We start from the raw sequence: 24,185 nt of genomic DNA, 5'->3' as shown, positions 1-24,185 counted from the left end.
TCTTCCTTTTCCTGGTTGCGTTCTACTTGTTCGGGGACTTCTCAGCCATGAGCTCGATGAACTGGTCAAAGAGCGGGTTGGCGTCGTGCGGGCCGGCGGCAGACTCCGGGTGGTACTGCACGGAGTAGGCCATGCCGTCCTTGAGGGCCACGCCCTCGATGGTGTTGTCGTTGAGGCAGGTGTGCGACACCACGGCCGGGCCGAAGTCGGTGTCGAATTCTTCCCCGGCCGGGTTCTTCTTACCGGACGGGCTGGCCAGGGCGAAGCCGTGGTTCTGCGAGGTGATGTCGATCTTGCCAGTGAGCTGGTTGCGCACGGGCACGTTGATGCCACGGTGGCCAAACTTCAGCTTGTAGGTGTCCATGCCCAAGGCGCGGCCGAGAATCTGGTTGCCAAAGCAGATGCCGAAGAACGGGTACTTCGCTGCCAGGATGTCGCGCACGACCTGGACCATGGTGTCCGCCGTTGCCGGGTCGCCCGGACCGTTGGAGACGAACACGCCGTCCGGGTTGTACTGCTTGATCTCCTCGAACGGGGTGTTGGCCGGCACCACGACGGTCTCGATGCCGCGCTTGGAGAAGTTACCCGGGGTGGCGGTCTTGACACCCATGTCGTAGGCCACGACGGTGTAGCGCTTCTCCCCTTCCGCCGGAACGGTGTAGGCCTGAGTGGTGGATACTTCCTCGGAGAGGTCCAGGCCCGCCATGGACTCCTGCGCGTTGACCTTCTCAAGCAGCTTCTCGACGTCTTCCTCGGCGTCCGCGCCAGAGAACAGACCAGCCTTGATGGAGCCATGGTTGCGCAGGTGGCGCACCAGGGTGCGGGTGTCGATGCCGCTGATGCCGATGATGCCCTGCTTTTCCATCTCCTCCGGCAGGGAACGGGCGGCGCGCCAGTTGGACACGCGGCGCGACAGGTCACGGATGACCAGGCCGGCTACCCAGATCTGATTGCCGTGGGACTCGTTGTCCTCGTCATTCCAGCCGGTATTGCCGATCTGCGGTGCGGCGGTAACGACAATCTGCTTGTGGTAGGACGGGTCCGTCATCGTCTCCTGGTAGCCGGTCATGCCGGTGGTAAAGACGGCTTCACCCAGCGTGGTGCCGGTAGCACCGAAGCCCTGTCCGCGGAAGGTGCGGCCGTCTGCCAGCACCAGGATGGCGGGGACGCTCTGCGCGGAGGGGGTGGACGTCTGTGGAGTGTGTGAGGTCACAGTGTGAGGCCTTTCGTTGAAAAGAATGTGGCTACAAAATGGTCGCTGGCGTGGGATAACGTTGTTCAGGGAGCTACTGCGAGGCTGCCGAGTCGGCAGCTAGGTCGAAGGTCACCCGGCCGCGCAGGATCGTGTGGGTGACGCGCGCACCGAATTCTTCACCCTCGTAGGGGTTGTTGGCGGACTTGGAGGCCAGGTCCGTCGAATCGGACACCCAGGGGTGCTCCGGGTCCACGATAGTCAGGTTGGCCGGCTCGCCCTCCGCGATGGGGCGACCGTGGCCCGGCAGGCGGGTGATCTCAGCGGGGCGCTCCGACATCACGCGGGCGACAAAGCGCCAGTCCGCCAGGCCGGTGGCGACGAAGAGCTTGGCGACGACCGCCAAGGAGGACTCCAGGCCCAGCATGCCGGGCTTAGCGTTTTCGAATTCCACGCACTTGTCTTCGCTGCCGTGCGGTGCGTGGTCGGTCGCGACGACGTCAATGAGACCGTCGAGAAGCGCCTGGCGCAGCGCCGCGGTATCGGACTCCTCGCGCAGCGGCGGATTGACGCGGAAGACGCCGTCGTAGGACACCAGCTTGTCATCGGTCATGAGCAGGTGATGCGGGGTGACCTCCGCGGTAAGCGGAATGTCCTGTTCCTTGGCCCACTTCAGCAGCTCTACCGTGCCCTTGGTGGAGGCGTGGCAGATGTGCATGCGGTTGCCGTAGTCGCGCGCCAGGAGGGCGTCGCGGGCGACGATGGACTCCTCCGCCACGCGCGGCCAGCCACGCAGGCCCAGGCGGGCCGCTACCTCGCCCTCGTTGGCGCAGGCACCCTCGGTCATGCGGTGGTCCTCGGCGTGCTGCGCCAGCAGGACATCGAGGCCCTTGGCGTATTCCAGGGCGCGGCGCATGAGCTGCGGGTCCTGGACGCACTTGCCGTCATCGGAGAACATGCGCACCTTCGCGTCCGAGCGCGCCATCATGCCGAACTCCGTCAGCGTCTTGCCCTCCAGGCCCTTGGTGATGGAGCCCACCGGGTGGACGTCGCACAGGCCAAGCTTCTGGGCCTTCGCCCACACGGACTCAGCGATGATCGGCTGGTCGGTGACCGGCGTGGTGTTCGCCATGGTGAACACTGCAGTGAACCCGCCCTTGGTCGCGGCGCGGGAACCGGTCTCGATCGTCTCGGTATCCTCGCGGCCCGGCTCGCGCAGGTGCACGTGCATATCCACCAGGCCCGGAAGGAGGACGTGGCCGGCGGCGTCGATAGTGCGGTCCGCCGCGGTGGCCTCAGCGCCCGCGCCAATCGACGCAATGACGCCGTCCTTGATGAGGACGTTGGTGGGCTCGCCCTCGCCGTAGGGACGCACGTTGGTAATGAGCAGAGTGCCCTGCTCCGGTGCGTGCAGGGCGCCGGTGTCTGGATAGGTAGTCATAGTGGGGTGATCTCCTCTTCTAGATTCTGGCGTTCTCGCCGTTGGTCAGCAGCGTGAACAGTGTGGCCATGCGCACGTGGACGCCGTTGTGTACCTGCTGCAGCACGGCCGTGTTGTCGTAGTCCGCCACGGCGTAGTTGATTTCCATGCCGCGGACCATGGGGCCTGGGTGCATAACGATGGCGTCCTTCTGCATCGCCGCCGCGCGGTCCTTGGACAGGCCATAGAGGGAGGCGTATTCGCGGTGTGAGGGGAAGAAACCGCCGTGCATGCGCTCTGCTTGCACGCGCAGCATCATGACGACGTCGGCGGTGGCCACCTCCGCGTCAAAGTCGTGGGAGACGCGCACCGGCCAGTTCTCCACGCCGAAGGGCAGCAGGGTCGGCGGCGCCACCAAGGTGACCTCGGCGCCCAGGGTGGTCAGCAGGTCCACGTTGGAGCGCACCACACGCGAGTGCAGGCAGTCACCCACGATGGCGACGTGCAGGCCCTCGAAGCCGGTGCCGGCGGCAGAGCGTGCAGAACCGGCGGCCTGGGAAGACAGTCCGAGGCGCTGGCGCATCGTGACGGCGTCGAGCAGCGCCTGCGTCGGGTGCTGGTGTGCACCATCGCCGGCGTTGATGACGCTCGGCCCGTCACCGTTCGGTGCCACCCAGCCGGCCAGCTGCTGCGCGGCGCCGGAAGACGGGTGACGGATGATGATGGCGTCCGCGCCGACTGCCGTGAGGGTCAAGCCGGTGTCCTTGAGGGACTCGCCCTTCTTCACCGAGCTTGTCGACGCCGACAGGTTGATCACGTCCGCCGACATCCACTTACCCGCGGTCTCGAAGGAAGAGCGCGTACGGGTAGAGTTTTCGTAGAAGAGGGTAAAGACGGTGCGCCCGCGCAAGGTCGGCAGCTTCTTGACCTCGCGGCCGTCAAGCGCTTCGCGGAAGCGGTCCGCCTCATCCATGAGCGCCAGGATCTCCTCCGCGCTCAGATCAGCAATGTCAATGAGGTACTTCATTTATGCATTCTCCTTGCGTTCACCGGCGGACTCGGCCGCCGCAGCGCGGGTGAGCACCACGGCGTCGCGGCCATCGATGTCGGCGTTGTAGACGGTGACGTCCTCATCGCGCGCGGTGGGAATGTTCTTGCCCACGTAGTCTGCGCGGATGGGGACTTGGCGGTGGCCGCGGTCCACGAGGACTGCGAGCTGGATGATATCGGGCCGGCCAATATCGAACAGCGCGTCGAGAGCGGCGCGGATGGTACGGCCGGAACAGAGGACGTCATCGACCACGATGACGGTCGCGCCGTTGATTTCCCCAGACGGCACGGTGGTGGGTTGCAGCGCGCGGTGCGGGCGGGCGTAGAGATCATCACGGTACAATGTGATGTCCAGCGAGCCCCAGGGAACCTCCACCCCAGAGAATTCCGCGATCTTGCGCGCGAGGCGCTGCGCCAGGGGCACGCCACCAGACGGAATGCCGAGGAACACGACTCGAGGCGCTTCGCTCGAATCAAGCGCCGTTTTTCAATGATCTGGTGCGCGATGCGTGCGACAGTACGCGCGACGTCGTCCGAGCTCAGCAGCTCGTTAGACTCCGCGTGGGTGCCGGTTTCACTCATCGTGACCTCCTTCCCCGCCTCACGGTGCGGTCTTTAAAGGATGTCTGACAATGGTTTCGGACAAAAATATTTCGGTTGTGGGTGACTGTCTATGCTTGAAAGTCAGCCACGACCATAGCACTTGTGCTGCCCCTCCGGCTAGCGCTACTGCGTCCCCCAGAGAGGCACAGAGAAGCACCGGCGCATGGCGGCACGAACCGTTTCCACAACTAGTCGAGGCAGGTGTTCTTCTTGAGTTTCACGTTTCAACACGTAGTCCCCGCCCCACGCGACGAGGTCTGGGAGTGGCACACCCGGCCCGGGGCGCTGAATCGGCTCAACGCCCCGTTTGGCCCCATGACGCCCATCGCGCAGGCAGATTCGCTGGCTGACGGAATCTCCATCCTCGGACTTCCCGGCGGCCTGAAGTGGGTGGCGCGCCACGATCTCACCCACTTTCAGCCGCAGCGCTCCTTCGCCGACGTGTGCGTCCACGCACCCCTGCGCACGCTGTCTAAGTGGCGCCACGAGCACCGCTTTGCGGACCATCCGGAAGGCACGCTGATCACCGACGACGTGGATACGCGTGTGCCTACCGCGGCAGTGAAGAGGATGTTTGCCTACCGGCAGCACCAGCTCATTGAGGACTTTCGCTTCACAAAGCGCCTCGGCGCTCTCAACGCCCGGCCGCTCACCATTGCGCTGACCGGCTCCCACGGCACTATCGGCCAAGCGGTCTCCGCGCAGCTGCGCACGCTGGGTCACACGGTCATCCCGTTGGTGCGCGCCACCCCAGGTGCGGGCGAGCGCCTGTGGCGCCCCACCCTGCCGGCCAGGGACCTCTTAGAGGGCGTCGACGTGCTGATTCACCTCGCTGGTGAGCCCATTTTCGGGCGTTTTAATGACTCCCATAAGCAGGCGATCCGGGATTCGCGCGTGGGTCCTACCCGGCTTTTGGCTCAGCGTGCCGCCGAGACCGACTCCGTGCGCGCCATGGTCTGCGCCTCCGCCATCGGCTTCTACGGTGCGGACCGCGGTGAGGAGGAGCTTACGGAAGCATCTGACCGCGGCGAGGGGTTCCTCGCAGACGTCGTCGAGGCCTGGGAGCAGGCCTGCGAGCCGGCGCGCGCGGCCGGCACCCGCGTGGTGTCGCTGCGCACGGGCATCGTCCAATCCGGCAACGCCGGCGTACTTCCACTGCTGCGCGCGCTGTTTAACACGGGGCTTGGCGGCCCGTTCGGCACCGGGTCCATGTGGTACAGCTGGGTGACCCAAGACGATCTGGCAGACATGTACGTGCGCGCAGCCCTCGATCCGGCGTGGGAAGGCCCCATCAACGCGGTCTCCCCCACTCCGGTGCGCAACCGGGAGTTTGTCGATGCGTTGGGGTCGCTGCTGCATCGCCCGGCCCTGGTCCCCGTGCCCGACCTCGGCCCAGCACTGCTGCTGGGCAAGGAAGGTGCCCGTGAGCTGGCGCTAGCCAACCAAAAGGTGCTGCCTGCGAAGCTGCAAAGCCTAGGCCACGTGTTCCGCTACACCGAGATAGACAAGGCGCTAGCCCACGAACTAGGTGGCGAATCCCTCTGCGCTCTCCCCTCGCTCTGATCCGTGTCCGGCCGCTCCGGTACTGTCGGGACGGTACACACACGAAAGAGAAGTATTTAGACGAAGTGAGTGAGAATTAACAGTGACTGAAGAACAACCCACCGAGCGCACGCTGCTGCCGGATACCCCCATTGAAGAGGTGACCCTGGAGCGCATCGCAGAGATCTTCGACTCGGAGAAGCTGGAGTACCGCATTGAGGAACAGCAGGTCAAGGACGACAAGACCGTCACCCTCCTGCGCACCGGTTTCTCCAACGCTGCGATTGCCTTTCAGCTGATCGATAACCGCCTGATCGTCGATTCGGTCTGGCGCGGCTCCGTGCCCTCGAGCGAGGCCCCGGCACTGCTCATGCACATCAACGCCTGGAATCAGGACCACTTCACGCCGACGTTCCGTTTCTTCGAGGCCCCGGACAACGCCTTGGCGGTCTCCGGCGCGCGTGAGCTCGACGTCACCCACGGCGCCTCCCGCAACCAGGTGGGCGCCTTCGTCATGTCCACGCTCGATGCCATCTTGCAGTCCTTCGCGTGGATTGAACAGCAGTACCCGCAGCTCGTGACCTGGGAGGAGCACAACCATGACTAATCCATTTGCTGATCAGAACGCCGACCCGCACGCTCTGCCGGACGTGACCTTGGACCGCATCATCGCGGGCATGAAGACCTTCGATATCGAGTTGGAGCGCGTCGCTGGCCGCGACGATGCCGCTACGGCAAACCTCAACGGCCTGCCCTGCATGTTCGCGGTGCTGGACACCGTGGCCATCGTGCGCTGTGACGTGCCGACGGACGTGGAGTACGCCAAGGCCGATGCCGGCCTCTTCCTGGCCGCCAACCAGATCAACTCCGTGTCCATGGGCGCCCGCGCCGTCATCGCTGACTTCGACGGCACGCTGTTGGTGCGTACCGAAGCCGATATTCCGTGCGCGGCCGGCATGAACGACGAGCAGCTGGCTAATGCCCTGAAGCGCTCGGTCGACGGCGTCATTGATGCCCAGAACGCCATGGTCGCCGCCGCCGAAGAGATGGCGAAGCTGGGCTCCGAGTCCGCTGCTGAGGCAGGCGCTGATAGCGCCGAGAGCACCGCTAACACCGAGGGTGCACAGTAGTGGCGGACCTACACGCCATCGAACCCGTCACTATTGAGCGGCTGGCGCAGCTGTGCGAGCTGATTGACGCTGACTACGCCATCATCGAAGCGCCGTTGCCCGACGACGCGGATGTTGCGGTACAAGGTACAGATGGCGAAGCAGCACGAGCACACCGCGTGCTGCAGACCGGTGTGCCACACATCGCCGTGCACTGCGACGTGGATGAGGAAGGCGAAACGCTCAGTGCTTTTGCCACGTGGGAAGGAACTCTTCCCGCCTCCGCGGAAAAGGAGGTCGCCGCCGCCGTGGCAGAGATCAACTGGGCCAGCGTGGCCCCGACACTGAGCTACCTGGCGGACGATAGCTCCGCCGAGGCCGGCGGCTCGCGCGATGCCGCCGCTAGCGAGATTCAGCTGTGTGCCAACCGGGCAATGGCGGTGGGCGAAGGCCTCTCCCTGGCCCAGTTGGGTCAGTTCCTGCTGAGCTCACTGGCGAGCTTTGCCGAGGTCTTCGACGTGGTGGCGCAGCGTTTTCCGCAGGCTGTGACATGGAACGATGACGGCGACGTTGAAGGAGAGAGCTAAACATGAGTGTTGATCCGTACGACATCATTGCTGGGTCCCAGTTGCCGGCGGTCACCCGTGACCGCGTGCTCACGCTCCTCAACGGCGCGGAGCTCGACATGGCAGCCACCGCGCATCCGGAGGACGAGTCCGCGGCAGTAGCCCGCCTCAACGATCTGGATTGGGTCGTCACCGTAGACGACGGCCTGGTCCGCATAGAATGCGTGCTCCCCACGGAGCTCGACGCGGAGATCGCGTCCCTCTTCCACGTGCTGTGCAACGAGTTCAACACGGGCGCTTTTGACGGCCGCGCGCTCGTCGGCGTGGTAGCGGGCGAGGTGGAGCTGCGTGGTGACGCCTGCTTTGTCACCGCGGCGGGTCTGAGCGACGATCAGCTTTTCCACGCCCTGAACCTCGCCATCATCGCGGCCCAGAACGCGCTGCTCTCGGTGCTCGACACCTTCAACGCCACCGCCCGCGAGCTGGCGGACAAGGACGGCGAGTAGACTGCGCGGCGCCGGCGTGTAGTCGGCGCCTCATCAGCGACTAGTCAGCGTCTTCGATGCGCTGGCGCTCGGCTTCGGGGTCGAAGTCGGGGGCGGGCCACTCCAGGTCAAGGTGGCGCAATACGTCGACCATGAGGAACTTCAGCGCCATGCGGGCGTACTTCTTATTGTCCGTGGGGATGACGTACCACGGCGCGTAGTTCTCGTCCGTGCGCTGGATGGCGTCCTGATACGCCGCCATGTAGTCATCCCAGTACGCACGCTCCTCCACATCGGAGGGATTGTACTTCCAGTACTTGTCCGCTCGCTCGGTGCGCTCGAGCAGGTTTTCCTTCTGGGCTTCCTTGGATAGGTGCAGGAAGACCTTGATCACCTTGACGCCGCGCGCGGTGAGCTCCAGCTCGTAGTCACGAATAGCCTCGATGCGGCGATCTACTTCTTCTTCGTCGACCCACTCGTGCACCCGCTGGATGAGCACATCCTCGTAGTGTGAGCGGTCGAAGGCCACGATTTGTCCGGGCTGCGGATCGTGCTTGCGGATGCGCCACAAAAAGTCGTGTGCGAGCTCTTCCTCCGTGGGCTTTCCAAACCCCACAGTGGTGGTGCCCTGCGGGTCAAACGTGCTCAGTACGTGCCGGATGGCACCGCCCTTGCCGGAGGTGTCCATGCCCTGCAGGACAATGAGCACGGCAGGCGCGTCCTCGCCGTAGCTGCGCCCGTTGGCAAAGAGCCGCTCCTGCAGCTCGTACAACTCGTCGTCGTACTTGCTAAAACGTGCGTCTAGTTCGTCCTTGTCCCCGTCGAAGCCGGGAGTGGATGCGGGATCCACGGAGTCGATCTGGAAGTGATTTCCTGCACGCAGGGTGAGTGCGTCTTCGATCTTGAATTTCGCCATGGGCCTACCCTACCCATCACGCCGGACCCGCGACGGTCGTTTCTTTTACGCCGCGAGGCTCGTGAGGCCGCGGATGAGGGCGCTGACGGCGCCGAGGCTGGCCACGGACAGCGAGAGCTTTCGCGCTTTCTCCCTGGGCACCCGGCTGGCAATGCGCGTTCCCACCTGAATGCCGATGAACATGCCGAGGATGCCGCAGGGCCACACCAGCCAGTGCAGGCCCGCAAAGCCACCCGCACCAAGAAAGTACTTCGTCAGCACGGAGAAGAGTCCACCGATGAAAAAGCACGGCTGGAGCGTGGCGGCCAACATGGACTGCGGCCAGCGCGCGGCCTGCGCGTAGACGGTGATGACTGGCCCCGCCACTCCGGCCAGGGTGTTGGTGAAGCCGCCGAGGATACCCGCGGAGATGGCCGGCCCAGTGCCATGGAGCTCAGGAACGAAGCGGCGTCCGAAGCTCACCACCCCCAAAGCCACGAGCAGCGCACCGCCCACGAGGACCAGCAGCATGGCGGTATCAATGCGGGCAATGAGCAGGGCTGCCGGGATGGAGCCTAAAACCATAAACGGGCCAATCCGCAGCCACTGGGACCACTTGACGTGCTCCCGCATGGAATACGTGGTCAGCGCGGCGTTGATACAGGCCAACACGTTGATGACCATGATGCCTTCCACCGGGCCCAGCAACAGCGTCAAAATAGGTCCGCCGATGAGCCCTAGGCCCATTCCGGAGACGCGCTGCAGGCACGAACCGACGGTGACGGTTGCCAGGATGATCAGCGGGATAAGAAGTACGCCCACCTCGTTGTCACTCCCGCTGCCTAGTCGCGGTAGCGGTCCATGACGGCCTGGGCCACGGGTTCTGGGAACATGCCCGTGACGTCGCCCCCGAACTTGGCTACCTGCTTGCACAAGGAAGAAGAGATGTAGCCGTACTTTTCGTCCGTGAGCAAAAAGACAGTATCGATCCCGGACAGGCGGCGGTTCATCTGCGCCATGGGCAGCTCATACTCGTAGTCCAGGGAGGAGCGCAGGCCCTTGACAATCGTGTCCGCATTGTGGGCGCTGGTGTAGTCCACCAACAGGCCACTCCACCAATCCACCTCGATGTCCGCGGACACAGTCTGCCGGATAAGGTCTACTCGCTCCTCCACCGTGAACAGGCCGGAGGGCTTATCCGGGTTGGCGGTGACCAGCACCGTGACCTTGTCAAAAAGCTCAGCGGCACGGGTAAAGACGTCCACGTGGCCCAGCGTGATGGGGTCAAAGGATCCGGGGCATACGGCGTGGGTGGGCATGGTGCTAGTCCTCCTCAGCGGACGGTCGGTGGTAGATAGCCATGTCGAAGCGGGCGATCCCGAAGGTACGCTTCTTCAGCTTCTGGCCGGTGGGTTCAAAACCTTCGGGCCACTGTGTGGCGGGCGAATCCACGTGGCGTTCGATCACCACAATGGCCGCATCCTCCAGCACTGGCTCGATGGCAGCTACTAGGTCGTCCACGTCCTCAAAGGCGTAGGGCGGGTCCGCGAGCACCATGTCGAAGTAGCCGCGCGGCGCGGTGGCCAAGTACGAAGAAGCCTTCATCTCCCGGACCTCTACGCCTGGGTGCTTGACCACGCCAATGTTGTGGCGGATCACCTTCACCGCTGCAGGGCTATGTTCCACCAGCACGACCTCCTCGGCGCCACGGCTGGCTGCTTCCAGCCCCAATGCCCCGGAGCCCGCAAACAGGTCAAGCACCCGGGAGTCGTTAAAGCCCCAGCGGACATCGAGGGAGGAGAACAGGCCCTCGCGGGCGCGATCGGAGGTGGGCCGCGTCCCTGACTCTGGCACCTTGATGGTGCGTCCGCGCGCGTCCCCGGCGATGATTCTGGTCATGGCCTCTACCCTATAACACCCCCTGCGCCGAGCCTTTGCTGCGCAAGCTACCCGCGCCCCGCAGGGGCCGGCTAATTCTTCTCCAGGAATCCCTGCTCATCGGCGGTAAGGTTGTGCGTGAGCTCTTCCGCTAGCGCAGGGTTTCGCTCCACCAGCGCGGCGGCATCGCCATGGGTGCGCTCCACAATCTCGCGGTCGTGGCTGAGATCCAACAGCTTGAGCGTGCGCTTCGTTCCGGACTGCAGCGTGCCTAGGATGTCGCCCTCGTGGCGCTGCTGCAGGTCCAGCTCCGCCAGGTCGAAGCCGGAGGGCGTGTCCGCGATGGCGGCGATTCGCCGATAGGACTTGGTGTTCTGCTCAGCCAGGGTATGCAACAGGCACACCGAGGCGTTGCCGCCTCGTCCCACGCGGCCGCGCAGCTGGTGGAGCTGGGACACGCCGAAGTTCTCCGACTCGCGGATGAGCATAACGGTGGCGTTGGGCACGTCCACGCCCACCTCGACCACCGTGGTGGCGACCAGCACGTCGATCTCTCCCCGGGCGAAGGCGGCCATAACCTCGTCCTTGTCCGGCATCTTGCCGTGCAGCATCTCCACACTCAGGCCCCGGAAGGGCAGGTTGCGCAGCTGCACGGAGAGCTGTTCCACCCCGCCGTCGCCCTCGATGCGGGGGCAGACCACGTAAGCTTGGTGGCCCTTGTCCACTTCCTCCCGGATGCGTTCGATGGCGCGGCGGACCCACTCCGGCTTCCACTCCGGTACCACGGCGGAGAGGATTGGCTTGCGCCCGCCCGGCAGCTCCTTGAGCGTGGAGACCGCGAGGTCTCCGAACACCGTCATGGCGATGGTGCGCGGGATTGGGGTGGCGGTCATGACGAGCAGGTGCGGGCTGGTTCCCTCCCGGGTCTTGGTGCGCAAACTATCGCGCTGCTCCACTCCGAAACGGTGCTGCTCGTCCACGACAACCAGGCCGAGGTCGAAAAATTCGACGGTGTCCTGGATGAGTGCGTGGGTGCCGATGACAATGTCGGCCTCGCCGGAGACGATCTGCAGCAACGCCTGGCGCTTCTCCGCGGTCTTCATCGAACCGGTCAGGACGGTCACGGTCACCCCTTCGGGGACGCTGGCGCTTATCGACGCCCCATGCTGCGCCGCCAGCACCTCCGTCGGCGCCAGCAACGCGGCCTGCTTGCCCGCGTCGACCGCCTGCAGCATGGCGCAGGTAGCCACCAGCGTCTTGCCGGAACCGACCTCGCCCTGCAGTAGGCGCATCATGGGGACCGTTCCGGACAGATCTGCGTCGATCTCTCCGATCACGCGGCGCTGGCCGTCGGTAAGCGCAAAGGGCAGATCGGTGAGCAGCTCGTCGCGGTAGCCATCGATGATGGCGGGCATAGCTGTGGCCGTGCGCCCCTTGACGTCGCGTTGGCGCAGCGCCATGACCAGCCCGATCGACAGCGCCTCGTTGTACTTCAAGCGCTGGATGGCCCGCTCCGGCCCGCGGTCCCCCGGCTCATGAATCTCCCGTACTGCCTGGTCCAGCGTGACCATCATGCGGTAATCCAGCGGTTCCGGGATAGGCGGGGTGTTCTCTAAGACCTTGTGGATGGCACCCATGATGTACCAGGACGTGACCTTGCCGCTGGCCGGGTACACCGGAATCCACTCGCGCTGGAGGAAGGTCTCCAAGGACCCGAACTGCGACAGTCTTTTCAGCGAGCCGGTTGCCTGCCCGGCGTTGGTGGGGCTCTGCGAGTTCTGGTAGCGGCCAGGATCGAGGATGAGGAAATCCGGGTGCTGGAGGCTGGGTTGGCCGCGGAAGTACTTCAGCTTGCCAGACAGCATGACGCGCATGCCACGGCCCAGCGCGCGCTGGACGTAGTACGCGTTAAAGAAGGAGGCCTGAATGCCGCTTTCCATGTAGAGGGTAAACACCATGGCCTTGGACGTGTGGCGGACGCGTACCTCCTCAATGACGCCGGTGATGGTGACGTAGTCCCCCTCCTCCGCGCCGGCCAGGCCGACGTCCTTGTTGTGGCGGATGTAGTCCCGCGGATAGTGGCTCAGTAGCTCACCGCACGTGGTGTAGCCGAAGGCCTTCTTGAGCGCGGTGGCGTCCTTCTTCGGCAGCACCTCTGTCAGCGCGCGCTCGTCTTGCCAGCCCAGCACGCTCTACTCCACCCCGATCTCAGTGCGCAGGCCAGGCACGCGTAGCACCGCCACGTCCACGCCCAGGCGCGCGGCTAAGTCCTCTTCGCCGAGATCCAGGCCGGTGAGCACCGTAACCTGCTCGCCGCCCTGGGCTAGCAGCGTGGCACACGCGGTCTCGACAGCATCCGCCTTCTCCGCCGCGGGGTGTATCACGCGCATGGAGGTAGCCGCATCCCCCATCGCCGCAACGACCTCCGCGGTGTCCGGGTTGCCGGGCTCGTAGACGGACATCGCCGCCAGCCCCGCCACCAGGGAGTGGGTAGGGATGATGGCGGCCGCGCCGGCCTCGCCGCCGAACCCATTGGGCAGGAAAAGGTCGCGGTCACTCTCGCCGTGCACACTCGCGCCGGGTTTGAGCACGTCCGCCCCGACCTTGGCAAAGAGCTCCCCTGCCGCGCCCTCCGGTGCCACCGCAAAGATGCGCCGCTGATCCGAACCGCGCAAATCACCCGCGGCGTGGTCGGCGCCGCCGGCCGGAAGAGCCTCGAGGCGCAGGCCGCTGACACTGCCGAGGGAGAAGGCCTTCTCGATGACGGCCCCGGCATTCGCGCTATGGATGTGCACGCTGCCGGAATCTTCCGTGGACCGCGCGATGACCAGGCTATTTCCCATGGTTTTCAGGGCCTCTTCGAGCGCCCCCAGGTCGCCCTCGTAGAAGAAGACAACCTCGATCTCCGCCGCCTGAGCGCTGTCCGTTTCCTCCACCTGTGCAACGGCACTATGCTCCGGGCCGCCCGCGCGTAGCGGCAGCTCTGCTGGTTGCTCACCGGTAAGCTGCGCCAGCAGGCATTCGAGGAGGATGACCAAGCCCGCACCGCCGGCGTCGACCACCCCGGCCTCCCGCAGGGCAGGAAGCTGCGACGGGGTATTCTCCAGCGCCACACGGGCGGCCTCCAGCGCGCGAACGGCGATGCCGTAGAGCTCGGCGTGCGGCTTGAGGGAGGCTTCCTTAGCCGCCTCGGCTGCAGCGCGGAGCACGGTAATGATGGTGCCCTCCACCGGAGTAGCGAGGGCCCGGTCCACCAAATCCACAGCGAGGCCCAGCGCGGCAGCGAGCACGTGGCCGTCGATTCGGGACTGCGTGGTTGCATCCGCCACACCGCGCAGCACCTGGGAGAGCACCATGCCGGAGTTACCCCGCGCGCCGCGCACCGAACCGATAGCGAGCGCCTCGGCCACGGCGGTGGGATCGGTGCACTTATCCGCCTCCTCCAGCGCGGACTCCATGGTGTGCAGCATGTTGGAACCAGTGTCCGAGTCGGGCACGGGGAAGACGTTGAGCGAATTGATGTCAGCGCGGCGGCGCGTGAGCTCCTCCACGGTGCGCGCGGCCCACTGGTGCAGGCCCTGCGCGTCCAACTCGGCGGGATAAGACATGAGGGCCAGTTTACAAGCGCCAGTCCACCGCCGGCACGCCCCGGGCTTCCAGGGCCGTGTTGGCCCGCGAAAACGGGTGGGAGCCGAAGAAGCCGCGCCGGGCCGACAGCGGCGAGGGGTGCGGGGAGGTAATGCACTCCACGCCGGGCAAGAAGGCCTGGCAGGCCTGGGCGTCCCGCCCCCACAGAATCGCCACGATATCGCGGCCGGCTAAGGCTCGAATGGCCGCCTCGGTGATGGCTTCCCAGCCCTTACGGCGATGCGATCCGGCCTGCCCCGGCGCCACGGTGAGCACTCGGTTGAGAAGCAGCACGCCCTGGTTGAACCAGGCCCGCAAGTCCCCGTCGGCGCGGCCGGGCAGGCCTAAGTCGTCGCCAAGCTCGGCGTAGATATTCTGCAACGAACGCGGCGCTGCCACGCCCGGCCGGGTGGAAAAGGCCAGACCCATAGCATGCCCCGGCGTGGGATAGGGGTCTTGGCCCACGATGAGCACCCGCACCTGGTCAAGGGGCAGGGAGAAGGCCGCGAAGACGTCCTCGGCTGGCGGCAGGTAGTCGGAGCCGAGCTCCTCCTGGAGCCGCGGGAGGTGCTCTTCTAAGGCCGGGCGGATGTGGGGCATCCACGAGTAATGAATTCCGGACGTATCAATGAGACTCATGCCGTTGCCTCCCATCCCTGGGTATAGCGAGCTTCTTTACCGTCGACGGTTATCCCGGTGCCGCGGCACACCTGCCCAATCTCCCGAAAACCGGAGGGCACGGCGTTGTAGGTGGTCGCGAGCAGGGTGTGATCCTCTCCGCCGGTAAGCACCCACTCCCACGGGTCGACGTCGAGCACAGCGCCGGCTGAAGCGAGCAGCGGATCGGGCCCAATCGCCGCCTGGTCAAGGTCAATGCGCACCCCCGAACGGCGGGCCATCAAGCCTAAGTCAGGAACGAGCCCGTCCGAGTTATCCGTCATGGACGTCGCCCCCGTCGCGCGCGCAATGACACCGCGCCCCGGGGTGAGGGTGGGGGCACAGTGGGCATCGATCAGCGGCCACAGGTCCTCCAGCTCAGGCGGCAGGGCGCGGCCGAAGCGCTCCAGTAGGGCCAAGCCCGCGGCCGAGTACCCAATCCCGCCGTGGGCCACTACCTTCTGCCCTGCCTTCGCCTTGTCCAAGGTGAGCGGGGCGCCGCTGCCGCCCAGGGAGCCAAGGGCCGTAACGGTGATGACAAGAGTGTCTCCGCGGGTCAGGTCACCGCCTACCAGCTCCGCGTTGTACACCGCGCAGCGCTCCGCAATGCCCTCCGCAATGCCCCGCACAAAGTCCACCGGGGTATCCCCTGGCGCCGCAATCGCCAACAAGGCCGCGGTGGGCCGCGCACCCATGGCCTCGATATCGGCGAAGTTGCGCACGATGGACTTCTGACCGATCTCGCCGGCGGTTGACCAGTCCCGACGGAAGTGCCGGCCCTCCACCATCATGTCCGTTGACGCCACTGCCCGGGAATTGGGTGCGGCCGGGTACAGCACCGCTGCGTCGTCGCCGTTGAGCGCGCTTGGTGCCGCAGCGACGATTTCATGAATGACGTGCGACTCTCCCGCTTGTTCCAGCGTGTAGGACAAACCCGCGGCCTCCCTTACATAGTTCGTGGCTGTGATTGTGGCAGTGTTACTGGGTTACTGGCTGAGCGCTGCCGACCACGCCCCCGGCGTTGTGGTCTCAGCCGGGGGCGCTACGATATGCGCCTATGGATACCCAATTTAACCGCACTGCCATCTACATCTCACTCGGGCTCGCCCTCGCGATGGTGCTGGCGGTTATTTTTGGCGCTAAGTACGTCTTTGACTCCGCCGCCCAGCAGCCAGTGGCGCTTCCGCCCACGCCCTCGAAGGAGGCGGAATCCCCGGAGTGCGCAGCGTTGGTGGGCGCACTCCCGGACAAGCTCTTAGACCACCCGCGCGCGGAGTTGGCGGACCCCGCTCCCGCCGGCGCCGCCGCCTGGGCTTCGACGTCGGAGGACAAGGTCACGCTGCGCTGCGGCGTCGATTTGCCGCAGCAGTACACCGAATATTCCCAGCCGGTGGACGTGGAGGGCGAGCAGTGGCTGCGGATAATCGATGCCACCCCCGGCTCCGATCTCACCACGTGGTACACCACGCATCGCTCCCCCGTCGTCGCGGTGACGGCCACGGGCGAGAATGCTCCGGAGGGCCTGGGCGATGCCCTCCAGCAGCTGGAAGCCGAGGACCAGAAACCGCACGCGGCTCCCCTGTCCCAGCTCGCGTCCGGGCCCAATGACATGTGCCCAGACTTGGAAGCGGCGCTACCGGCAGAGATCGCCGACGGCTATTCCCGCCGCACCGATGCGGGCGGAAAGGACACGTGGGTCTACAGCGCCCCCGGCCGCGAAGAAATCGTGGTGCGCTGCGGCGTGGCCGCCCCGGAAAACTACCGCGCGGGCGTGCAGCTGCAGCAGGTTAACGACGTACCGTGGTTCGAGGACACCACGCTCGCGGAGGGCACGACGGCAGGCACATGGTTCGCCTTGGGCCGCGCCGACGACCTCGCGCTGTCTGCCCCGCAGGACGCCGCCAACTCCGCCTTGGTGCGGCTGAGCAACGCCCTCACGGAGGCCACTCCGGAGCAGTAGCTCGGCCGCGGGGAACTAGCCGCGTGCCAGGGCGGTCTGAATCAGCGTATCGAGCAGCTCCTCGTAGCTAACCCCCACTGCCGCGAACACCTGCGGGTACATCGAGATCGGGGTGAAGCCGGGGAAGGTATTGATCTCGTTGATGTAGTAGGCGTCCTCGGTGACAAAGAAGTCCACGCGCGACAAACCTGCAGCACCCAGCGCGCGGAAAGCCTCCACGGCGCGCTGGCGGATTTCGGCGCTGCGCCCCTCACCCAGCGGAGCGGGGATTCTGTGCGGACACGCCCTCGTCGATGTATTTGGCATCGAAGTCGTAGAAGCCCTCGTCCGAGTCCGTAGTGCCCAAAAGCTGGGCGGGCACGGAGGCCTGGAGGCTACCATCCGGGTGCTCGAGGACGCCGACTTCGACCTCCGCGCCGCTGATCTCCGGCTCCACTAGCACCTTGTCATCAGATTCGTAGGCCAGCTTCACCGCCGCACCGAAGTCCTCCCAAGACGCCACCTTGGACACGCCAATGGAGGAGCCGCCGCGGGCGGGCTTGACAAACACCGGCAGCCCCAAGTGCTCCTTCTGCTCCTCATCCAGCGAGGTCTCGCCGCTCAGCACCACCTGCGGGGCGACGGGCAGTCCCTCGGCTACGAGGAGCTTTTTGGCAAACTCTTTATCCATGCCGGCGGCGGAGGCCAGTACGCCCGCACCGACATACGGGATGCCAGAGAGCTCGAAAAGGCCTTGAACGGTTCCGTCCTCACCATAAGGGCCGTGGAGGACGGGCATGATGACGTCCACCTCCGCGTAGTGCTCGTGGCGGGTGACGTTGTGGATGCGCCCGCGCGTCGACGGGTTGAGGGACAGCGCAAGTTCGTCCTGCAGCTCTACCTCAGGCAGGCGGCCGTCCACGATAGCCAGCCCCTCCCGGGTGCCCTGGGTCCAGGTGCCTTCCTGGGTGATGCCGATGGGCAGCACCTCGTACTTTGCAGGGTCAAGGTGAGCCATGATGGCGCCGGCGGAGATGCAGGACACCGAGTGCTCGGAGCTGCGGCCGCCGTACACTACGGCAACGCGCACAGGTTTCGCTTCAGTCATACCGGGCAACTTTACTCGGTATTATTCCGCTTTCTTGGTGCGACCCATCAGAGCCACAATCATCTCGTCCACGCTCACTCCGCGGTGGCACACACCGTAGACGGCCTGGGTAATCGGCATCTCCACGCCCGCGCGCTGGGCTAGGCGGTAGATGGAGTCGGAGGAGACAACGCCTTCGGCCACCTGGCCGTTGGTAGCGGCCTTGGCTTCCTCCAGCGTGCCGCCCTGGCCCAGGCGGTAGCCGAAGGTGCGGTTGCGCGACAGCGTGGAGCTGCACGTGGCCACAAGGTCACCCATGCCAGCCAGCCCGGAGAACGTAAACGGGTCCGCCCCCAACTCCACGCCCAGGCGCGTGATTTCTGCCAGGCCGCGGGTGATGATGGTGGCCATGGTGTTGTTGCCCAGCCCCTTTCCAGAGGCCATGCCGCACGCCAGCGCGATGACGTTCTTGCAGGCGCCGCCGATCTCCGCGCCGATAACGTCAGTGTTGGTGTAGGGGCGGAAGTACGGGGCGGCAGCGGCGTGCTGCACCGTCTCGGCGCGCTGGGTATCCGTGCAGGCGATCACCGTGGCGGCGGGCTGCTCTTGGGCGATCTCCTTGGCCAGGTTCGGGCCAGACAGCGCGGCGATGCGGCTGGTCTCAACACCTGCCGCGTCCGCAATGACCTCACTCATCAGCTTCAGGGAATCCTTCTCCACGCCCTTGGAGATGGACACCAGGGTGGCGTCCTCCGGCAAGAGCGGGGCCCACTTTTCCAGGTTGCCGCGCAGGGTCTGGGAGGGGACGCCAAAGATAACGATGGCGGCGTCACGAAGCGCCTGCTCCGGCTCCGTGGTGGCCACGATGGACTCCGGAAGGGGCAGATCCGGCAGGTAGTCCGGGTTCTCGTGGCGGGTGTTGATGGCCTCCGCCAACTCGGCGCGGCGAGCCCACAGCCGCACCTCGTTACCGGCGTCTGCGAAGACCTTCGCCAGCGTGGTTCCCCAGGAACCCGCACCCATAACCGCAACCTTGAGCATGCCGAGCCTGCCTCTCTGTGATGAGTTTTGTGGTGAGTTGAAGTTTTCACCATTAAAGCACGCTCGGCGCGTAAGGCTGCATCTTTTCGGGGAGTGGAGGAAAATGGGGCAGACAATTGACCACCCGGCTCAAAGGAGCAGCATGCCGAAGGCAAAGAAGATGCACGAGAACGACAAGGATTCTAAGTCGGAGGTGTTCGTCAGCGGGCGCCACCAAGAGATTCCCGCCGATCCGGCGAAGGAGTTCAAGCGCACCACGCTGGCGGCCGGGGCCGTGCTCTGGCGCGGCGACCCCCAGGACCCCGAGGTAGCCCTCATTCACCGCCCGCGCTACGACGACTGGTCCCTGCCCAAGGGCAAGGTGGATCCGGGCGAGTCCCTTCCCACCACCGCCGCGCGGGAAATCCTCGAGGAAACCGGGTACTCCGTGCGCCTGGGCAAGCTCATTGGCAAGGTGGCCTACCCGGTCCAGGGACGCACGAAGGTGGTGTACTACTGGATGGCCCGCGTGCTCGAGGGCGACTACACCCCCAACGACGAAACCGATGAGCTGCGCTGGCTCAAGCTCGATGAGGCTTGCGCTCTCCTCTCCTACGAGGTCGATACCCAGGTGTTGGCCAAGGCCCAGAAACGCCTGCGCTTGGCTCCCACCACCCGCGTGCTCTACGTGCGCCACGCCCGCGCGCACGAGCGCAGCACGTGGGAGGGCGACGATAATCTGCGCCCGCTGGACAAGAAGGGCCGCCGCCAGGCCGAGATGCTGGTGCCGATGCTCACCCCGTACCACCCAACGGCTATCTTCTCCGCCACCCCGCAGCGCTGCCAGCAGACGGCCGCTCCCCTGGCGGATGAGTTGGGCTTGGACATCGCCGTCAACAAGGCTTTTGGTGATGACGTCTTCGATGCCACTCCGGATAACGCTAAGGCGGCGTTTCAGCGCGTGGTCGACGGCGGTGGCGTTCCCGTCATCGTGAGCCAGGGCCTCACCATCCCGGGCATCATCGAGTCCTACGCGCCGAAGTTCATCACCACGCCCATCGAAGAGCTCAAGTTCAAGAAGGCGTCGGTGTGGGTCCTCTCCTTCAACGACGGGGAGCTCACCGGGGCAGATTACCTGGCCAGCCCACTTCCGGTGCGCTAGGACCAGCGCACCGCTGGGCGCTCCAGTAGCGCCCGCGCAAACAGCGCCTGTGCCAGGCAGACCACGGCAAACCCATACATCCCCAGGATGGGAATGAAGAGGAAGACTAGTCCCGCGATTCCTGTGAGGACGACAAGTAGAGTGGTCCGTCCCGCATGGCGAGGCGACGTTTTCGCCGACAACCGGAGGCACTCTACCAGCCCCTTATCCGGGTTGTCCGCCTTAATATGCGGCGCCGCCCACAGCAGCACGGCGGCGACAAGACCCGGCACAACAAAGAGAACGAGGCCGCCGAAAACGAGGACGTCCACGCAGGCGAGGACAAGCATGATTCCCCCGCGGCCCCGAAAACCAAACACATCCCCAATGTTGACCTTTTCGCCGTCTACTGCCTTGCGCGCGCCGACATGGTAATTTGCCCGCCCCCACAAGGCGGTCAACCACAGGACAACCAGCGGCGCAAGAATTGTCAGCCACACCGCTGCGGAGAACGGCCAATCGTACAACCCATCCCAAAAGTCAAAATTCTCTAGGAACGGAGCTGTGATCATGGGGCCCACCCCAGCGGTCAACAGTACGGAGGCGATGGCCACGAACTGCAGAAGGAAGTAGTAGACGAAGCCCGCCACGCCCCACACCAACCATTCTTTAAACACCCCGTCAAAGCCTTGCCCGATAGCGAAGGACACGTCACGAGGTGGCACTGACATCCGGCGTGCTACCTCGTACTGTGGCTGGGCGTAAGGGGTCTCGCTGGCCTGCTGGTACTGCGGAAATTGAGAGTAGCCGTTGTAGTTCGTCATGCGCCGAAAGTCCCTAAAAATCCGAAACGTTCAGCGAAGGTTAGGCCCAGCGCCGAGCCGGACGCTTTTGCGCGGAGCGAACGAAGAGGGTGTAGCCCAATGCGGAGACCGGAAAGCTGAACAGAGCTCCGATGACAGGAATCGCGCACAAGACGCTGTTCACGATGGTAAAGACGATGTAGAAGAGAAGCGTCTGCCCGAAGTTCGCGGTCACCATGGAGAAGGATTCCGAGAAGCACTCACCGATGCTCTTGGACGGGTCATTGGCTTTGATAATCGGTGCGGCCCAGAAGAGGATGACAACGGCCAGTCCTGGTAGCACGAAAAGGAGGCTGCCAACAAAGAACAAGATGAAGAAGAGCAGGTAAACAAAGGCAACGCCGAAGCGGTCGCCGCCCTTGAAGTAATCGCCGAATGTGGCCTCTTGGCCGTCGGCAATCTTGCGGGCGGCGCAGTAGAAATTCGCCATAGCCCACAACAGGTAGAGGAACCCCAGGGTGAAGCCCACCACCATGACGGCGATGCCGGCTGCAGTAGGCTCACCGGTTGTCTCGCTGGAATAGTAGTACTCAGAGCCATAAGAGCTCGTAGTTTCTGTTGGCGCCGTCAGGACAGCGTAAATAAGCGAGCCGAAGATGAGAAGAAACGGAATAGCTCCGTGCACAGCGGCAGCGAGCATGCCCATGACGGGTTTATCGAGCGTGCCTTTAAAAGCCTGGCTGATGGAGTCCATGGCGTCCACGGGCGAGACCATAAGGCCGCCCTGCCCGTGGCCACCGGGCTGCTGCTGATAGCCCGCACCGTAGCCATTCGGGCTTCCGCCATACATGTTGGCGCCAGAGCTGTTGTAGCTGGCGCCCGAATTCTGGGTGCCGAAGCCACCCTGGTCCGCGGTGTAGGAACCGGAGTCATAGTCTGACCCGCCGAACGGGTTGTTGCCACCGGACTGACCGGCGGCGTAATTGCCATTGCTATCAAACGGATTCGTCATACGCACATAGTAAAGTCCCCCGGTTGCGGGTGCTTCCGGAAGCCGGGGATTGTTACGTATTGTTCACCGTGGGGTGCTGCCCACCCCACGCCTGTCTAGCCAGCTACACTGCGCGTACGCGCGGCTTGAACGCTGGGCGCTGGGCCTCAAAACGCTCGATGGCTTCTTCGTTGCGCAACGTCAGGCCGATATCGTCTAGGCCCTCCATGAGGCGCCAGCGGGTGTAGTCATCGATATCGAAGGTGTAGACGCTGCCGCCGACGGTCACGGAGCGGGCTTCCAAATCCACGGTGACCGTGGTTTCGCCCTGTTCGAGCTGCTTCCAGATCAGCTCAATGTCCTCCTGCTCCATCAGCCCGGTGAGCACGCCCGCCTTTCCGGAGTTACCCCGGAAGATGTCCGCGAAGCGCGAGGAGAACACCGCCTTGAAGCCGTAGTCTGCCAACGCCCACACGGCGTGCTCACGGGAGGAGCCGGTGCCGAAGTCGGGCCCGGCGAAGAGCACGGAACCGTCCTGAAATTCCGGCTGGTTGAGCACGAAGTTCTCGTCGGAGCGCCAGTTGGAAAACAGGCCCTCGGCAAAGCCGGTGCGCTTTACGGACTTGAGGTAGCGCGCCGGAATGATCTGGTCGGTATCGACGTTCGAGGCGCGCAGCGGAACGCCCACACCGGTGTGTGTCACAAACTTGTCCATCGTTCTTCTCCGTTCCCTACTATGCGTTGATGTCCGCCGGCGAGGCCAAGTGTCCCAGCACCGCGGTAGCCGCCGCGACGGCCGGGGAGACCAGGTGCGTGCGCCCACCGGGCCCCTGGCGGCCTTCAAAGTTGCGGTTGCTTGTCGACGCCGACCGCTCCCCCGGCTTCAGCTGATCGAGGTTCATACCCAGGCACATCGAGCACCCGGCAGTGCGCCACTCTGCGCCAAAATCCGTGAAAATCTTGTCCAGCCCTTCCTCCTCTGCCTGGGTCTTGACCACGGCAGAGGAGGGAACGACCATCATGCGGGTATCCGCGGCGATGCTGCGGCCCTTGACCACGTCGGCGGCCGCCCGCAGGTCCTCGATCCGCGCATTCGTGCAAGAACCGAGGAACACCGTGTCGATCTGGATATCACGCAGCGGCATGCCAGGCGTGAGGTCCATGTAGGCCAGCGCTTTTTCCGTTGCAGCCTTCTCCCCCTCATCGCCGAAGGACTCCGGGTCCGGCACAGAAGCACTGAGCGGCAGGCCCTGCCCCGGGTTGGTTCCCCAGGTCACGAACGGGGTCAGAGCAGAGCCGTCGATCTCGATGACGGTGTCGAACGCTGCGCCCTCGTCAGTCGGCAGCGTCTTCCAGTACTCCACAGCGGCGTCCCAGTCCGCGCCCTGCGGCGCGAACTCGCGGCCCTTGACGTACTCAAACGTCGTCTCGTCCGGGGCCACCATGCCGGCTCGAGCTCCTGCCTCGATGGACATGTTGCAGATGGTCATGCGGGCTTCCATCGACATCTTCCGGATGGCCTCACCGCGGTACTCAATGATGTGGCCCTGCCCGCCGCCGGTACCGATCTTGGCAATGATGGCCAGAATGAGGTCCTTGGCAGATACCCCTTCGGCTAGCTCGCCGGAGACCTCAATGGCCATGGTCTTAAAGGGCTTCAGCGACAGCGTCTGGGTAGCCATGACGTGCTCCACCTCGGAGGTGCCGATTCCCATGGCAATAGAGCCGAACGCGCCGTGGGTGGACGTGTGGGAGTCACCGCACACAATGGTCATCCCCGGCTGGGTAATGCCCAGCTGCGGTCCCACGGTGTGGACGATGCCCTGCTGGGCGTCACCCATTGCGTGCAGGCGCACACCAAACTCCTCGCAGTTTTTGCGCAGGGTGGACACCTGAGTACGGGACACCTCGTCCTTAATCTCCAGCAGGTTTCCGGTCTTGATGCCTACTGTGGGGACATTGTGGTCCTCGGTAGCCAGGTGCAGTTCTGGGTGGCGCAAGCGGCGCCCAGCCAGGCGCAGCCCATCGAAGGCCTGTGGGCTGGTAACTTCGTGGAGGAGCTGGAAATCGATGTAGAGGAGATCGGGCTCGCCGTTCTCTCCTGCGCGCACGACGTGATCGCGCCACACTTTCTCTGCCAGTGTCAGTTTCTCAGTCATAAGCCTCTCCACTTGAAATCT

General features: G+C 64.7%; 23 protein-coding genes and 2 pseudogenes. 7 read left to right on the top strand and 18 right to left on the bottom strand.

Annotated elements, in window-relative coordinates; genetic code table 11:
* Positions 1–22: 22 nt before the first annotated feature.
* From carA to pyrR, 4 genes and pseudogenes are all read right to left on the bottom strand, one after another.
* The gene (gene carA / locus ACKFR8_RS02245) at positions 23–1,213 is read right to left on the bottom strand and encodes a glutamine-hydrolyzing carbamoyl-phosphate synthase small subunit (RefSeq protein ID WP_296133791.1); all 1,191 of its coding nucleotides are present in this window, start codon (positions 1,211–1,213) and stop codon (positions 23–25) included.
* A gap of 73 nt (positions 1,214–1,286) precedes the next feature.
* Positions 1,287–2,633: a dihydroorotase gene (locus ACKFR8_RS02240; RefSeq protein ID WP_408930480.1), complete on the bottom strand. Its 1,347-nt coding sequence runs from the start codon at positions 2,631–2,633 to the stop codon at positions 1,287–1,289.
* 19 nt (positions 2,634–2,652) lie between these two features.
* Complete coding sequence (locus ACKFR8_RS02235) at positions 2,653–3,639, bottom strand: aspartate carbamoyltransferase catalytic subunit (RefSeq protein WP_408930479.1); 987 nt, start codon at positions 3,637–3,639, stop codon at positions 2,653–2,655.
* Positions 3,640–4,244, bottom strand: a pseudogene (gene pyrR, locus ACKFR8_RS02230) (bifunctional pyr operon transcriptional regulator/uracil phosphoribosyltransferase PyrR).
* Positions 4,245–4,475: 231 nt separating this feature from the next.
* On the opposite strand from pyrR, the gene ACKFR8_RS02225 reads away from it, so the two are divergent.
* The 5 genes from ACKFR8_RS02225 (at position 4,476) to ACKFR8_RS02205 (ending at position 7,988) form a co-directional block, all read left to right on the top strand.
* Entirely contained in the window at positions 4,476–5,828 is a 1,353-nt protein-coding gene (locus ACKFR8_RS02225) for a TIGR01777 family oxidoreductase (RefSeq protein WP_296133799.1), read from the top strand.
* Positions 5,829–5,910: 82 nt separating this feature from the next.
* Entirely contained in the window at positions 5,911–6,414 is a 504-nt protein-coding gene (locus ACKFR8_RS02220) for a YbjN domain-containing protein (RefSeq protein ID WP_296133800.1), read from the top strand.
* Positions 6,407–6,937, top strand: coding sequence for a YbjN domain-containing protein (locus ACKFR8_RS02215; protein WP_296133802.1), 531 nt, complete (start codon positions 6,407–6,409; stop codon positions 6,935–6,937). Before ACKFR8_RS02220 ends, ACKFR8_RS02215 begins: the two co-directional genes overlap by 8 nt.
* The gene (locus tag ACKFR8_RS02210; RefSeq protein ID WP_408930478.1) at positions 6,937–7,503 is read left to right on the top strand and encodes a hypothetical protein; all 567 of its coding nucleotides are present in this window, start codon (positions 6,937–6,939) and stop codon (positions 7,501–7,503) included. Before ACKFR8_RS02215 ends, ACKFR8_RS02210 begins: the two co-directional genes overlap by 1 nt.
* 2 nt (positions 7,504–7,505) lie before the next feature.
* A complete protein-coding gene (locus tag ACKFR8_RS02205) occupies positions 7,506–7,988 on the top strand; it encodes a hypothetical protein (RefSeq protein ID WP_296133805.1) in 483 nt (160 codons plus the stop codon).
* A 40-nt stretch (positions 7,989–8,028) separates the two neighbouring features.
* On the opposite strand, the gene ACKFR8_RS02200 is transcribed toward ACKFR8_RS02205, so the two are convergent.
* The 8 genes from ACKFR8_RS02200 to ACKFR8_RS02165 all read right to left on the bottom strand — a co-directional run bounded on the left by ACKFR8_RS02200 (position 8,029) and on the right by ACKFR8_RS02165 (position 15,956).
* Entirely contained in the window at positions 8,029–8,883 is an 855-nt protein-coding gene (locus tag ACKFR8_RS02200; protein WP_408930477.1) for a PPK2 family polyphosphate kinase, read from the bottom strand.
* 45 nt (positions 8,884–8,928) lie between these two features.
* Positions 8,929–9,684, bottom strand: coding sequence for a sulfite exporter TauE/SafE family protein (locus ACKFR8_RS02195; RefSeq protein ID WP_296133809.1), 756 nt, complete (start codon positions 9,682–9,684; stop codon positions 8,929–8,931).
* 20 nt (positions 9,685–9,704) lie between these two features.
* Complete coding sequence (gene coaD, locus ACKFR8_RS02190) at positions 9,705–10,181, bottom strand: pantetheine-phosphate adenylyltransferase (protein WP_296133811.1); 477 nt, start codon at positions 10,179–10,181, stop codon at positions 9,705–9,707.
* Positions 10,182–10,185: 4 nt separating this feature from the next.
* Positions 10,186–10,761: a 16S rRNA (guanine(966)-N(2))-methyltransferase RsmD gene (gene rsmD / locus ACKFR8_RS02185; RefSeq protein WP_408930476.1), complete on the bottom strand. Its 576-nt coding sequence runs from the start codon at positions 10,759–10,761 to the stop codon at positions 10,186–10,188.
* Positions 10,762–10,832: 71 nt separating this feature from the next.
* On the bottom strand, positions 10,833–12,929 hold the full coding sequence (locus ACKFR8_RS02180) for an ATP-dependent DNA helicase RecG (protein WP_408930475.1): 2,097 nt from the start codon (positions 12,927–12,929) through the stop codon (positions 10,833–10,835).
* A gap of 3 nt (positions 12,930–12,932) precedes the next feature.
* A complete protein-coding gene (locus tag ACKFR8_RS02175; protein ID WP_408930474.1) occupies positions 12,933–14,348 on the bottom strand; it encodes a DAK2 domain-containing protein in 1,416 nt (471 codons plus the stop codon).
* A 10-nt stretch (positions 14,349–14,358) separates the two neighbouring features.
* Positions 14,359–15,006 (bottom strand): uracil-DNA glycosylase, encoded by a 648-nt coding sequence (locus tag ACKFR8_RS02170; protein ID WP_306506883.1) that lies wholly within the window; start codon positions 15,004–15,006, stop codon positions 14,359–14,361.
* Positions 15,003–15,956 (bottom strand): thiamine-phosphate kinase, encoded by a 954-nt coding sequence (locus ACKFR8_RS02165; protein WP_408930473.1) that lies wholly within the window; start codon positions 15,954–15,956, stop codon positions 15,003–15,005. The genes ACKFR8_RS02170 and ACKFR8_RS02165 overlap by 4 nt, the downstream gene beginning before the upstream one ends.
* Positions 15,957–16,081: 125 nt before the next feature.
* Here ACKFR8_RS02165 and ACKFR8_RS02160 point away from each other — a divergent pair, with 125 nt between their 5' ends.
* A complete protein-coding gene (locus ACKFR8_RS02160) occupies positions 16,082–16,984 on the top strand; it encodes a DUF3515 domain-containing protein (protein WP_408930472.1) in 903 nt (300 codons plus the stop codon).
* A 15-nt stretch (positions 16,985–16,999) separates the two neighbouring features.
* Here ACKFR8_RS02160 and ACKFR8_RS02155 read toward each other — a convergent pair.
* Both ACKFR8_RS02155 and ACKFR8_RS02150 read right to left on the bottom strand, forming a co-directional pair.
* Positions 17,000–18,071: pseudogene (locus ACKFR8_RS02155) on the bottom strand (D-alanine--D-alanine ligase family protein).
* A gap of 21 nt (positions 18,072–18,092) precedes the next feature.
* Positions 18,093–19,091 carry an NAD(P)H-dependent glycerol-3-phosphate dehydrogenase gene (locus ACKFR8_RS02150; protein WP_296133826.1) on the bottom strand — a complete coding sequence of 333 codons (999 nt, stop codon included), beginning with the start codon at positions 19,089–19,091 and terminating at the stop codon, positions 18,093–18,095.
* Positions 19,092–19,233: 142 nt separating this feature from the next.
* Between ACKFR8_RS02150 and ACKFR8_RS02145 the strand changes: the two genes are divergently transcribed.
* Entirely contained in the window at positions 19,234–20,232 is a 999-nt protein-coding gene (locus tag ACKFR8_RS02145) for an NUDIX hydrolase (protein WP_296133828.1), read from the top strand.
* On the opposite strand, the gene ACKFR8_RS02140 is transcribed toward ACKFR8_RS02145, so the two are convergent.
* The 4 genes from ACKFR8_RS02140 to leuC all read right to left on the bottom strand — a co-directional run bounded on the left by ACKFR8_RS02140 (position 20,229) and on the right by leuC (position 24,164).
* A complete protein-coding gene (locus ACKFR8_RS02140; protein ID WP_296133829.1) occupies positions 20,229–21,035 on the bottom strand; it encodes a hypothetical protein in 807 nt (268 codons plus the stop codon). The genes ACKFR8_RS02145 and ACKFR8_RS02140 overlap by 4 nt on opposite strands.
* Positions 21,036–21,075: 40 nt before the next feature.
* On the bottom strand, positions 21,076–22,026 hold the full coding sequence (locus tag ACKFR8_RS02135; protein ID WP_408930471.1) for a hypothetical protein: 951 nt from the start codon (positions 22,024–22,026) through the stop codon (positions 21,076–21,078).
* A gap of 103 nt (positions 22,027–22,129) precedes the next feature.
* Complete coding sequence (leuD, locus tag ACKFR8_RS02130; RefSeq protein ID WP_296135035.1) at positions 22,130–22,720, bottom strand: 3-isopropylmalate dehydratase small subunit; 591 nt, start codon at positions 22,718–22,720, stop codon at positions 22,130–22,132.
* Positions 22,721–22,739: 19 nt separating this feature from the next.
* A complete protein-coding gene (leuC, locus tag ACKFR8_RS02125) occupies positions 22,740–24,164 on the bottom strand; it encodes a 3-isopropylmalate dehydratase large subunit (protein ID WP_296135034.1) in 1,425 nt (474 codons plus the stop codon).
* Positions 24,165–24,185: the final 21 nt, after the last annotated feature.

The organism is Corynebacterium axilliensis (genome assembly GCF_046097495.1).
Lineage (GTDB): Bacteria > Actinomycetota > Actinomycetes > Mycobacteriales > Mycobacteriaceae > Corynebacterium.
Note: the sequence above shows the minus strand (reverse complement) of the source record. Positions and strands in the feature narration are given on the sequence as shown.